The organism is Paenibacillus sp. FSL L8-0502 (assembly GCF_038593055.1).
Taxonomy (GTDB): domain Bacteria; phylum Bacillota; class Bacilli; order Paenibacillales; family Paenibacillaceae; genus Paenibacillus; species Paenibacillus polymyxa_D.
Genome location: NZ_CP151958.1, coordinates 74,898 through 87,958 on the forward strand (window position 1 = coordinate 74,898; position 13,061 = coordinate 87,958).

Annotated in this window: 11 protein-coding genes; all 11 read left to right on the top strand. The window is 46.1% G+C overall.

What is annotated here, in order from left to right; all coding sequences use genetic code 11:
* Positions 1 to 42 precede the first annotated feature (42 nt).
* The 11 genes from dusB to NSQ57_RS00410 all read left to right on the top strand — a co-directional run bounded on the left by dusB (position 43) and on the right by NSQ57_RS00410 (position 12,997).
* Complete coding sequence (gene dusB, locus NSQ57_RS00360; protein WP_342425489.1) at positions 43 to 1,071, top strand: tRNA dihydrouridine synthase DusB; 1,029 nt, start codon at positions 43 to 45, stop codon at positions 1,069 to 1,071.
* 214 nt (positions 1,072 to 1,285) lie between these two features.
* Complete coding sequence (gene greA, locus NSQ57_RS00365; protein ID WP_013308160.1) at positions 1,286 to 1,762, top strand: transcription elongation factor GreA; 477 nt, start codon at positions 1,286 to 1,288, stop codon at positions 1,760 to 1,762.
* Between the two features lie 110 nt (positions 1,763 to 1,872).
* Positions 1,873 to 3,399, top strand: a complete 1,527-nt coding sequence (lysS, locus tag NSQ57_RS00370) for a lysine--tRNA ligase (RefSeq protein WP_029514639.1) — start codon at positions 1,873 to 1,875, stop codon at positions 3,397 to 3,399.
* Between the two features lie 85 nt (positions 3,400 to 3,484).
* On the top strand, positions 3,485 to 4,822 hold the full coding sequence (locus NSQ57_RS00375; RefSeq protein ID WP_029514640.1) for a TrkH family potassium uptake protein: 1,338 nt from the start codon (positions 3,485 to 3,487) through the stop codon (positions 4,820 to 4,822).
* A 293-nt stretch (positions 4,823 to 5,115) separates the two neighbouring features.
* Positions 5,116 to 5,649, top strand: a complete 534-nt coding sequence (locus NSQ57_RS00380; protein ID WP_165150706.1) for a hypothetical protein — start codon at positions 5,116 to 5,118, stop codon at positions 5,647 to 5,649.
* 462 nt (positions 5,650 to 6,111) lie between these two features.
* On the top strand, positions 6,112 to 6,882 hold the full coding sequence (fabI, locus tag NSQ57_RS00385; protein ID WP_029514642.1) for an enoyl-ACP reductase FabI: 771 nt from the start codon (positions 6,112 to 6,114) through the stop codon (positions 6,880 to 6,882).
* Between the two features lie 12 nt (positions 6,883 to 6,894).
* Entirely contained in the window at positions 6,895 to 8,355 is a 1,461-nt protein-coding gene (locus NSQ57_RS00390; RefSeq protein WP_341038277.1) for a class I adenylate-forming enzyme family protein, read from the top strand.
* A 44-nt stretch (positions 8,356 to 8,399) separates the two neighbouring features.
* Positions 8,400 to 9,623: an aldehyde dehydrogenase family protein gene (locus NSQ57_RS00395; RefSeq protein WP_341038278.1), complete on the top strand. Its 1,224-nt coding sequence runs from the start codon at positions 8,400 to 8,402 to the stop codon at positions 9,621 to 9,623.
* A complete protein-coding gene (locus tag NSQ57_RS00400; protein WP_069011243.1) occupies positions 9,620 to 11,320 on the top strand; it encodes a thiamine pyrophosphate-binding protein in 1,701 nt (566 codons plus the stop codon). Before NSQ57_RS00395 ends, NSQ57_RS00400 begins: the two co-directional genes overlap by 4 nt.
* Before the next feature lie 23 nt (positions 11,321 to 11,343).
* Positions 11,344 to 12,585 carry a beta-ketoacyl-ACP synthase II gene (gene fabF, locus NSQ57_RS00405; RefSeq protein ID WP_068938691.1) on the top strand — a complete coding sequence of 414 codons (1,242 nt, stop codon included), beginning with the start codon at positions 11,344 to 11,346 and terminating at the stop codon, positions 12,583 to 12,585.
* A gap of 19 nt (positions 12,586 to 12,604) precedes the next feature.
* Entirely contained in the window at positions 12,605 to 12,997 is a 393-nt protein-coding gene (locus tag NSQ57_RS00410; RefSeq protein WP_029514647.1) for a 3-hydroxyacyl-ACP dehydratase FabZ family protein, read from the top strand.
* Positions 12,998 to 13,061 lie beyond the last annotated feature (64 nt).

Sequence of the window (13,061 nt, forward strand, 5' to 3'; positions counted from 1 at the left end):
ATAAATAATGATACAAAAGAAAGAATAAAGGGGTGAACAGATATGTTGAAAATCGGCGGTATTGAAATGAAAAACCAAGTCGTTCTGGCTCCGATGGCAGGCGTGTGCAACCCTGCTTTTCGCCTGATCGCCAAGGAATTCGGTACAGGTCTGGTATGTGCAGAAATGGTTAGTGATAAAGCGATCATTCACGGCAACAAGCGTACACGCGAGATGCTGTTTGTAGATGAGCGTGAGAAGCCACTTAGCTTGCAAATTTTCGGGGGAGACCGCGAATCTTTGGTGGAAGCAGCGAAGGTCGTAGATCAGGAAACGAATGCAGATATTATTGATATCAATATGGGTTGCCCGGTTCCCAAAGTGACCAAATGTGATGCAGGTGCTCGTTGGCTGCTCGATCCAAACAAGATTTATGAAATGGTATCGGCGGTAGTGGAATCAGTAAACAAGCCGGTTACTGTGAAAATGCGTATTGGTTGGGATAGTGAGCATATTTATGCCGTAGAGAACGCTCGCGCTGTTGAACGTGCCGGAGGACAGGCCGTTAGCGTACATGGCCGTACACGGGAGCAACTGTATACGGGACTTGCGAATTGGGATATTATAAAAGAAGTTAAAGAAGCAGTTACCATTCCTGTAATTGGAAATGGCGATGTGGCATCACCGGAAGATGCTCGCCGTATGCTGGATTTGACCAATTGTGATGGCGTTATGATCGGACGCGGTGCTCTGGGAAATCCGTGGATGCTTTACCGTACGATTGAGTACTTGCAATCAGGTGAGCTGTTGCCCGATCCTTCACCGGAAGAAAAAATTCGTATTGCCATTCTGCATATGGATCGTCTGGTTGCATTGAAGGGTGAAGCAGTAGCTGTCCGTGAAATGCGCAAGCATCTGGCTTGGTACCTCAAGGGGCTTAAAGGTTCAGCACGTATTAAGGATGCCATTATGGAAGAAACAAAGCGCGACGATATGGTACGTATTTTGGATCAATTTGTATCTCAATTGCACATGGTAGAAAACGATGAGCCTTTTACAAGTGCTGCATCTCCTGCTGCTGTTGCGCAATAAGGAAGCTGTTCCGGCCTGCGCACGCGATTGACTTTTCTAATTGCTTGCCCTATAATCGTTCAGTATAAAATCTTGATGTATGCTACAAATTGTGTGCAGCTCTCAAGACAACAGCAGGAAATGTTCTCATTCCCTCAGAGTGGCATATTATGTTTTGAAAGCGTGCATTCCGATGCACTTTTAAACTTTTCCCATGACAGGAGAATCGGTTAAGATGAGCGATAAAGAAGTCATTCTGACACAGGAAGGTCTTAGGAAGCTCGAAGATGAGCTTGAGAACTTAAAGTCTGTCAAACGCCGCGAAGTGGCTGAACGGATTAAGGTAGCCATCGGATACGGAGATATTAGTGAAAACTCCGAATATGAGGATGCGAAGAATGAGCAGGCCTTTATTGAAGGCCGTGTAATTACGTTGGAAAAGATGCTACGCAATGCCCGCATTATCAATAGTGATGAAATTGACACCGATGTTGTGGGAGTAGGCGCAACTGTGACTGTTGAAGATTTGGAATTCGGAGATATTACAGAGTATGCTATCGTAGGTTCTGCCGAATCTGACCCGCTACAGAACAAGATTTCGAATGAAAGTCCGGTTGGCAAGGCAATTCTCGGTAAGAAAAAGGGAACTGTTGTGGATGTCACCGTTCCAGCAGGCGTTATTCAATATAAAATCGTGGATATCAAGAAATAAGACACGGACTTTGGAATTTAATGTAAAAGCTTCCTTGTGGAAGCTTTTTTTCTCTACACCCGGACGGACCCCGGCCCGTCTATTCATATTGAAGGAGCTGATTTAGCACCATGTCGGATGAAACTACTAACCAGGAAACACAAGAAAACCGCGAGGAATTAAGTGAATTATTGCAAATTCGTCGTGCCAAATTGGACGAGCTTCGCTCATTGGGCATTGATCCTTTTGGACGCAAATACATACGCACGGCTGAAGCGGGCGTACTACTGAGCAAGTATGACAGTTTGACTAAGGAAGAACTGGAAGAAAAGAATATTGAAGTTAGCATAGCAGGCCGTATTATGGCTAAACGTGTTATGGGAAAAGCCAGCTTTGCTCATATACAGGATCTTAGCGGACGTATTCAAATTTATGTTCGTCAAGACACAGTACCTGAATCCAAATATAAAGCATTTGGCATTTTGGATCTGGGCGATATTGTTGGTGTTAAGGGTGTGCTCTTTAAGACCAAAACAGGTGAAACAACGATCAAAGTGCTCGATATTGAGGTCTTGTCCAAATCCTTGTATCCATTACCAGAGAAATATCATGGTCTGAAGGATGTTGAATTGCGTTACCGTCAGCGCTATGTCGATCTGGTTATGAACCCTGAAGTACAAAAAACGTTCATTACACGGTCCCGTATTATTCAATCCATGCGTCGTTATCTCGATTCGCTCGGCTATTTGGAAGTTGAAACCCCAACATTACATTCCATTGCTGGCGGAGCGGCGGCGAAGCCATTTGTTACGCACCATAATGCATTGGACATGCAGCTTTATATGCGTATTGCTATTGAGCTCCATTTGAAACGACTAATTGTCGGCGGAATGGAGAAGGTATATGAGATCGGTCGTGTTTACCGTAATGAAGGTATTTCGACCCGCCATAACCCTGAGTTTACGATGATTGAGCTGTATGAAGCGTATGCTGATTATAAAGATATCATGCAATTGACGGAAAACATGGTTGCACATATTGCGCAAGAAGTACTGGGCACACAGCACATTCAATATCAAGGCCAGGAAGTGGATCTGACGCCGCAATGGCGCAGAGTCTCCATGGTTGATGCTGTTAAAGAAGTAACAGGCGTAGACTTTAGCGTGCAGATGAGTAATGAAGAAGCTCATCGTCTTGCGAAAGAGCACAAAGTTCCGGTTGAACCACACATGACCTTTGGCCATATCCTGAATGCATTCTTTGAGCAGTTCGTAGAAGAAACGCTCATTCAGCCGACCTTTATTACTGGACATCCGGTTGAAATCTCGCCGTTGGCCAAGAAAAACGAACAAGATCCGCGGTTTACGGATCGCTTCGAGCTGTTCGTGGTCGCTCGTGAGCATGCGAATGCGTTTACTGAGCTGAATGATCCAATCGACCAGCGCCAACGTTTTGAAGCTCAATTGCTGGAACGTGAGCACGGTAACGATGAGGCTCATGAAATGGATGATGACTTTATCCGCGCCTTGGAATACGGTATGCCGCCAACAGGCGGATTGGGCATCGGCATCGATCGTTTGGTCATGTTGCTGACAGATGCGCCTTCCATTCGCGATGTGCTGCTTTTCCCGCATATGCGTAACCGTACAGTAGAATAACATAACATTATGAATATAGAGGATCAGCCGGGTTTCCCGTGTCTTGTTCCTCTTTTTCATAAGAACGGATGGAGAGAATACTCTAATGAAACGCAGCGTCAAGCTTAGTCGGTTCGCATCGCCTCCTTTTATATTGGTCATTGGATATTTATTGATTATTGCATTGGGTACTTTGCTACTGATGCTTCCTGTTGCCAATCATAGTGGTCATGCTCCGCATTGGATTGATTCGCTTTTTACGTCCGTCTCAGCCGCTTGTGTCACAGGACTGGTCGTCGTTGACGTCGATTCAACGTATACGATGTTTGGCGAAACCGTCATTTTGGTGCTGATGCAGCTAGGCGGGCTGGGGTTTATGACCTTAGCGACCTTGTTTGCGCTGTTATTGGGGCGGCGATTATCGCTGAAGGATCGGTTGCTGCTTAAGGAGGCTATTAATGCCGATAGCATGGAAGGGATCGTGCGTATTATTCGCAAGGTGCTGATCTTTTCTTTTACCATTGAGGCGATAGCTGCCGTTGTCTTGGCTTTGCGGTGGATGCGAGAAATGCCTGTCGGACAAGCGATATATTATGGAATATTCCATTCCGTATCCCTCTTTAATAACGGGGGATTCGATCTGTTCGGGACTAGCTTCCAACAATACGCTGGAGATTTTGTTTTCAATATGATTGCATCTGTGCTCGTTATATCAGGAGGCTTGGGTTTCCTGGTGCTTAGCGATCTGTTCGATTTTCGCCGTACCCGGAGACTGTCTCTACACTCCAAAATGGTGCTAAGCGTGTCGGGAGTGCTCATTGTGATTGGTGCGCTGGTTTTATTTATTTTTGAGTTTACCAATGCACGAACCTTGGGTGCACTGAACTGGGAAGGCAAAGTATATGGAGCTGTCTTTCAATCGGTCTCCACGAGATCATCGGGTACGAGCACAGTCGATATCAGCGGGTTAAGGCAGGCAAGTCAGTTTTTTATTATGTTGCTGATGATTATCGGTGCTTCTCCAGGCTCAACTGGAGGAGGAATCAAAACGACTACGTTTCTGCTTATGGTAGGTGCGCTAATCGCCGTCATGCGAGGACAGAAGGAAATCGTGTTTTTCCGTCATAGGGTCCCCAAAGATATCATGATGCGGGCGCTGACCATTATTGTACTGGCCCTATTTATATTCTCGATTGTGGTTATACTGCTCTTAATGACAGAGGATGCCCCATTTCTCTCCCTTGCATTTGAGGCTGCTTCCGCAATCGGAACGGTAGGCTTGTCCGTAGGAGTAACGCCAGGATTATCTGATGCAGGCAAGCTGATTATTTGTGTGACCATGTTTATTGGTCGGATTGGTCCTCTTACGATTGCCTATGCCATTCGTCCACGCTCGACCAAGACATTGTACCGTCGTCCCGAAGGGCATATTGTAATTGGATAGTGTATCTGTAGAAAAGATGTACCCGTGCTGATTAGCATAGGTACATCTTTTTTCATTTCAGATCATCATAATTCTTTATGGGTAGCATATCATGTAAAATGCCCATTTTGAGAACAAAACGAAATGATCTGAACAGATACTGTTTTTCGCAGAAAAAAACGGCTATTTGTTTCCTTTTATGTAATTATAGACAAAATACTAGGAATATTATGTATAATATTGTATGATAGTGGGCATGAAAGGGGGATAGTTTTGGTAAATACCAATTTCTAATTTGAAAGGAATCATCTATTATGTATTTATTTATTATTAGTGCTGAAGTTTTATTTTGGGTTTTTGTTGTTGCAGGCTTGATCGCAAGGTATATGTTTGGCTTGAAGAAGTTAGGCGGTCTTCTTTTACTATTTACCCCAATTATTGATATCCTGTTACTGATTGCGGTGTTCATCACGGTGAAAAGTGGCATGGAGATTACGACTGCTACTGGCTTGGCGGCCTGTTATTTTGGTATTACAGTAGCATTTGGTCATAGGTTAATTAAGTGGGCGGATGTACGGTTCTCCCATTGGTTTGGTAAGGGACCCAAGCCTGAACGCAAGTATGGTGCTGCTCATGCAAAAGAGGAACGGATAGGTTGGTTGCTTCACCTTTTGGGTTGGGCTATAGGTAACGCTTTGTTGCTCGCCATCATTGTGTATGTTGATGATCCTCAGCGTACGGCGTCTTTGGAGGGCATTATGCAAACATGGGCGATCGTTCTGGTAATCGACTTTGTTGTCTCCTTTAGCTATACTTTAGCTCCCAAAAAACAAAAGCGTAGTCTATAAAGGTTAAGGTTTTACACTTAGATGATATCTGGCTGGTCACTCAGGATGTTCAAATCGGGAGAGTCATTGTTGGTGAAAATGAAGTGGTTACTTCCGGTAGTGGGGTGAGTCTGTCATCGGAATGTAAATATTTACAAAAATATGCGGATTTTATGTTTAACTTACTTTGACAGTCACCTTATTTTCGCCTCGCTATCTTTTTTCACACACATGTATCCCTTTCGATTTGAACACAGACCAACAGAAGCAACACAATTATTTTTTGTGAGATGACAGACAGCATACATGATGTGTTACACAAATTTTAAAATAAATTTTGTGATTTGCCTAAAACGTCGCCTATCTAAGTTTGGCAATTAACGCGATAATATTCCAGGAAAGATTACATATGTCTATAAATGTAGACATACGCAATTAAGTTGTTATTTTGTTTAATAATGTAAAAAAAGAAAGGTGGTTTCTGTGGCAGTACTACTGAGCGGTAAGAACATTTTGATTATGGGCGTGGCTAATAACAGGAGTATTGCTTGGGGGACAGCTCAATCTTTAGCTGCTGAAGGGGCACAACTCATTTTTACTTACGAAAATGAGAGGGTTGCAGAGCGGGTACTAAAGCTTGCTGAAACCATTCCGGGAGCACTGGTCTGTCCTTGCGATGTACAAAGCAATGAAGAGCTTGATGCATTGGCGGATTTTCTAAAAGAAAAAGTAGGCGTGTTGCATGGTTATTTTCACAGTGTCGCCTATGCTAAGGCTGAGGATTTGGATGGCTTGTTCGTTGACACTTCTCGCGAGGGATTCGCCGTTGCACAAGAAATCAGCGCCTATTCCTTGGCTGCTGTATCCCGTCGAGTGTACCCACTGATGACAGAGGGTGGGAGTATCGTCACCATGACGTATATTGGCGCAGAACGAGCGATCAAAAATTACAATGTTATGGGTGTGGCGAAGGCTTCACTGGAAGCCAGCATGCGCTATCTGTCGAATGATCTGGGCACATATGGCATTCGTGTAAATGCGATTTCCGCTGGTCCGATACGGACTTTGGCTGCCTATGGCATTAAGGATTTTAACACAATGCTCAAACATATTGAAGAAACTACGCCCTTACGCAAGACGGTTGATACGTCTGAAGTCGGAGATACGGCGTTATTCCTATTTTCCCATTTATCGAGAGGCATTACGGGTGAAGTTATCCATGTAGATGCTGGATACCATATTACGGGGATGTAAGGAGGGAACGTTGTGCTTATTACGCATACGGATTGCCGGATTATCTCATCTGAAGGAATTATGACCAGGGAGCGTCTGGAGCGAGACGTTACGATCTTCTCCCGGATGTTGACTCTCAGAGGCATTCCCGAAGACGGTAGAGTGATTCTGAAAGCGGCCAATTCTTATTGGTTTGTTGTGTCTCTGTTCTCCCTGTGCAATATCGCTGTTTCGGTGACTGTGGTGGACGAGCAGACTGTGCTCGATGAGGTGGCCCAAATCTATGATGAAGCGGATGCCTGTTGCATCCTTACGGATTCCGATTTAGAACTTCCTCATGCACTCGTTATTCTGATTCAAGATCTGATTCAAGAAGAAACAGTGCACCCGGATTGGGTGGGAGAGCCAAAGCTTGAAGCCCTCGACTTTAACAAGTGGTGCGAGAGGCCAGATGCGCTCATTCTGTATTCTTCAGGTACGACGGGAAAACCCAAGGGAATCGTGAAAGCTGGTTCAGCTTTTATGGAGAACATCAGGCATTCCATACACGCCATGAACTACCTACCGTCTGACCATATGCTCCCCGTTGTGCCTTTCTCTCATTTTTATGGAATCTCACTTATCTTCTCCTGGTGGTTAACCTCATGTTCTCTCATCATCTGCAATCCAAAAAACCTCTGGAGCGTCATTGCAAGTATTACGAAAGACCGGGCGACGGTCGTAGATGCTAACCCCTCTGCTTTTTACACCTTGTTGCGTATGCTAAACCGAAAACCCGAACAACTGGAAATGGTCAAGGAAGCCCCGGTGCGCATGTGGTGCGTAGGCGGTTCTCCACTTACCCAAGACCTTGAAGAGAAATTTAACAACATATTTGGACAGCCCCTGCTGAATGGTTACGGTCTTTCTGAACTGGGCAACGTTACGCTGGGGACGCTAGAGTGTCCGAAGGGTTGTGGACTACCATTACCTGGTGTGGATTTGAAAATACTAGATTCTACAGGCAAACAGCAGACGGACGGTGTCGTAGGCGAAGTGTGGATACGCAGTGCTGGATGCATGGAAGGTTATCTAAATCGTCCAGACCTGACGCAATCCGTTCTACAGGACGGTTGGTTCAAGACGGGGGATCTGGGCTATCTGGATGACGGAATGCTGTATGTCATTGGACGCAGCGGCAAGACGGTCAACCGGATGGGCTATATGGTATCTCCGGTCTATATTGAGGACCGGATTGGTTCGTTAGGTTACCGATCCTGCGTGATCACCTTGGAGGATGAGGCTAAAGGGACATTACTTGTTGCCTTCATCGAAGGCGAATCCTTGCAAGCCTTGTCTGTACTCCGCAAAGAAATAAATCGTGTGCTCCCTTCATACATGTTTCCCGATCTTTTGCTTCCGCTTGACCACTTTCCTTTAAATCGCAATGGAAAAGTGGATCGTTTGGAGATGGAGCGTATTGCCCTGGGAAAAGTTGCTTCTCGCAAGGTATAGCAAGATATTTACCAAAACCGCATATAGGAAAGGGAGAATGTGCCATGAATATAAATCCAGAATTGGCAGAAAACACACTGTTTTTGGAAAGGCATGAATCTATTCTGAAATGCCTCAATTATTTGATTGAAAATCGGCAGGAAGTGATGGATATTCTCACGCAATTTTCATCCTATCGGGCCGCCAATGCAGAAATTGACTCCACGATCCTCACACTTCAAGGTGCTCTGCAAGAAGTGCAGATCTATCAGCCAAGTCGGCAACGATCTATGGCTGTATTCATGCCTTCCAACGTCATTCTATACTCCTATGCATTATACCTTTTGATTCCGTCCCTGTACGTTGAAAATATAGACTTTCGCCCTTCTTCTCACGTAAATGAGTACGTCAACATGCTGCATGAAAAGCTTCAGGCTGTACATGGATTACCCATCTATATTCGTAAAGTTAGCCAGAAGGTGTTCATGGAGAATTCCGTGATGCCAGCTGATATTGTGGTGTTCACCGGAAGCTATACCAATGCAGAGAAGATCAAAAAACAGATTCGAAAAGATCAGCTCTACATTTTTTACGGACAAGGGCTAAATCCTTTCATTATCGGGCCTGATGCAGATCTGGAGCTGGCGGTTACCGATGTAATCCGAATGAGATTGTTCAACTCTGGACAAGACTGCCTAGGCCCCGACATCATTCTGGTACATCAAGATGTGAGTGAGCATTTCAAAGATCTGCTGATTCAACAGCTTGACCAACTCGTGTTTGGAGCCAACAATGATCCGAACGCAAACTATACCCCTATATTCTACAAAGACACGCTATATTCGGTTTCTGAGTATTTTAACACGAACGACAAATTTATTATTTACGGCGGCGGCATTGATTTCCGTACGAAAAAGATGGAGCCAACGGTTGTATATAGTGAATTGGATCAGAATCTGGAGATTATTGAGTATTTTTCGCCAGTCTTCAATGTAGTTAGCTACCAAGACGACGAGCAACTGATCAAGCGTATTTCCTCCAGTTATTTCAGTGAACGTGCAATGGGTTGCAGCTTATACGGATCGGAGCACCTGACTGACGTTCTACGAAAGAAGCACACATTGACCATTAATCAGACGCTTGAGGATGTGGATCAAGGCAATAAGCCTTTTGGTGGCTACGGCACGATGTCGAACTATATTTTTTACGATTTCAAGCTCATTTCGAAGCCGATCTTGATTTCAGAAATTGTCGCAGAATATTTGTCGGAAAAGAGGAGTTTGGTATGACTGCGAGCTTCTTCCCCTGGGATGCCATTATTGGCTACTTAAAATCGGCTGGGGTTCAGCATCTCTTTGGATTACCAAGTGATGATCTCAAAATCGTATCGTCACTCCCCTCATCCGGTATGGATTTTATTTTGTGCAAAGATCAACGTAATGCTGTGTTCATGGCAGCAGGTTATGCGCTCACCACCAACCAGATGTCCGTATGTGTTGTGGGGAAAGGCCCTGCGCTCAGTAATACACTTACAGGGCTGCTGGAAGCCAAGAACCTGGGCGCTCCGCTCCTGCTTCTGGCGCTTGGTACTGGCGGAGACAAGCTGGGTACCCGATCCTTTCAGGAAGCCGATCAAATCTCACTCGTGAAGCCGCTCGTAAAATGGGCTTATCGTGTCGAGCATGTGGATCGGCTTGTATGGGCGATGGAGCGGGCTGCCTTTTTGGCTATCAATGGAGCACCGGGTCCTGTCTATATCGAACTCCCTGAAAACCTGATGGACCAGCCTGTGCCAACAGGGCTTCAGTTTACCCCACCAGAAAAGCTGTCGTGCTCTCCGTCTCGTCGGGAGTTGGATGCGGCTTGGGCGATTATAAAGACGGCGCGCAGGCCGCTCATTCTAGTCGGAGGGGGAATGAAGTCAGGTACAGGTGATGTGATTGAGCGGTTCGCTCACCAACATGGAGCGGCCTTGTTCGCAACTGCCTCGGGACGGGGTGTAGTGGATGAAGAACACGAACTTTTCTGCGGTGTTGCCGGACTCTATACGGATCTCAGTCTAAGACAAATCTGGAAGGAATCTGATGTGGTGATCACACTGGGCAGCCGCTTGGAAGAAACGGCTACGTTCGAGTGGGATATTCTGCTACAGGATACACCTTTGATTCAAGTCAATGTAAATCTGGAGGATTTTGCACACGAATACAGGGGTATCAAAGTGCTTGGTGATGGATATGCAGCAGTGGAGCAATGGCATGATCGGCTAGGGCAGAAGCCTGATGGAGTGTGGCTTGAAACAATCAGGAGCTGTAAAGAGAAGGCTTTTTCTCATAGGGCTATCTATCTGGAGGAATTGCAAAAGGCTCCTGGGATCCACGTTCCTGAGCTGTTGGACATGATTCAGACGGAGTTCCCCGAAAATCTGGTGCTTCTTCAAGAGAATGGATTGCAGGATATGTGGTCCTATTTTTATCCATATTTCCGCTTTGCCCAAGGCTCTCTTTCGATTGTTCCTAGTGATCAAACGAGTCTTGGATTCGGTGCGGCGGCTGCTCTGGGAGCAAGCGTGGCAACACAACGTCCAGTAGTGGCACTTGTAGGTGACGGTGCGTTCAATCTCTTCTGTTCGGATTTTATGACGGCGGTGGAGTATCAAATACCATTAATCTATGTCGTACTCAATAATGGTGGGTATGGTTGGTTACAGAATCAGATGAATTATAAGCATCTCACAGGGCAGTCCCTCCCGTTTGTTTCTGAGGCGGCCAAGACAGGAATTCAAATTCCTCAGTACGAGTTTGTGGAAAGCCTTGCAATTCGGAGTAAGGGAGAGGCACGGGAACAGCTTCAGCTTGCTTGGCAAAAGTATCAGGAGAACAAGCTTGTGGTCGTCGAGGTATATGCTGATCTTGCGGATGTGCATGAAAAAATCAGTCATGTGTATGGCGACTTTCCTCTCTACGAGCAACAGGCTTCCAAGAATTAATTTCAACGAAGGACGTGGATACAGTGAGAAGACGTGTTGTAGTGACTGGACAGGGAGTCGTAACGCCGGTCGGGCTTAATCTTACGGATTTCTGGAATTCACTGTTAGAAGGAAAAAGTGGAATCGGACCTGTCACTGCTTTCGATACAGCGGACATTCCGACAAAGATCGGTGCACAGGTTACGGGCTTTGACCCATTGCAATATATGAGCAAGAAGGAAGCTAATAAAGTTGCACAGTTCACTCAGTTTGCTTTGGCGGCTGCCCGGCAGGCAGTGGAGCAATCGAAATTAGTGATTGATGAGCGGAATGCAAGTCGCGTGGGGGTTATTGTCGGCTCTGGAGCAGGCGGCCTCGACGTTATAGAGGAGAACTATGGGAAATTAACAAAGCTTGGTCCCAAAAGAGTTTCTCCTTATTTTGTTTCCTCGATGATGATTAATTCAGCACCTGGTGAAATCTCCATTGCTATCGGAGCCAAGGGGCCTTCTTTTGCTGTGGTTACGGCTTGTGCCACAGGAAGTAATGCCATTGGTGAAGCATTACGTACGATCCAGTACGGTACGGCTGATGTCGTGGTTGCTGGTGGAGCAGAAGCCAATTTTAGTCAGCTTGATCTGGCATCTTTTGCGAATATCCATGCTCTCTCCAGACGTAATGAAGAGCCGCAGAAGGCCAGTCGTCCGTTTGATGTGGATCGCGATGGATTCGTCATCGGTGGAGGAGCAGGAGTCTTGGTGCTGGAGGAGTTGGAGTATGCTTTGAACCGCGGAGCCACCATTCTGGCCGAAGTTGTGGGTTACGGATGCACAACGGATGCGTATCATATCACGGCTCCAGATCCCTCTGGCTCCGGCCCGGCAGAAGCGATCAACATCGCACTGCAGGATGGCGGCCTGACACCGCAGGAAATCGACTATGTCAATGCCCACGGTACGAGTACGCCATTTAATGATCGTATGGAGATTAACGCTATTCAAAAAGTGTTCGGGGAGCATGCCCCCCAATTGGCGATATCGTCTATTAAATCCATGACTGGCCATTTAATGGGCGGTGCAGGGGCAGTCGAATTAATTGCGACTGTGCAGAGCATGATTCACAGCAAAGTACCACCGACACTCAATTGTGACAATCCGGAAGCTCCTGAATTGAACTTTGTGCCGCATGTATATCAGGAACGCGAGGTCCGCGCAGCGATTAGCAATTCATTTGGTTTCGGAGGGCACAACGTCTGCCTTGCTGTTCGCAAGTGGGAAGGGGAATAAGCCTGTGAGCGAAGAGCTAATCCATATCCCGGATGTGCTTCCTCACCGGTACCCTTTTCTTCTGTTGGATGGCGTGACCGGGTACGAAACGTCGCAGTGGGCGAAGGGATACAAGCTTGTCACCTGGAGTGAGTGGTTCATTACAGACAGTAATCCATACATGCCTCCTATGTTGATTGTGGAGTCGCTTGCACAATTGGCGGCATTCGTGGCGGTTGATAAAAAAGGGATTTCATACCTGACCAATCTCAATGGGATTCGGTTCCATAGCTTGGCGAAGCCTGGGGACCGAATTGATCTCTACTTTGAAGTGATCAAGCGTCGACGGGGCTATATTCTGGGAAGTGGTCGTGCTTCCGTAGGGGATCGATTGGTAGTTGAGGCGGAAGAAATTGTTTCACTGGATCAATGACGGTGTGGAAGCGCACGTTAAACTTTCCTTTTGTCCTCCTGACTGCCAGGTGCAGCGGGAGGAT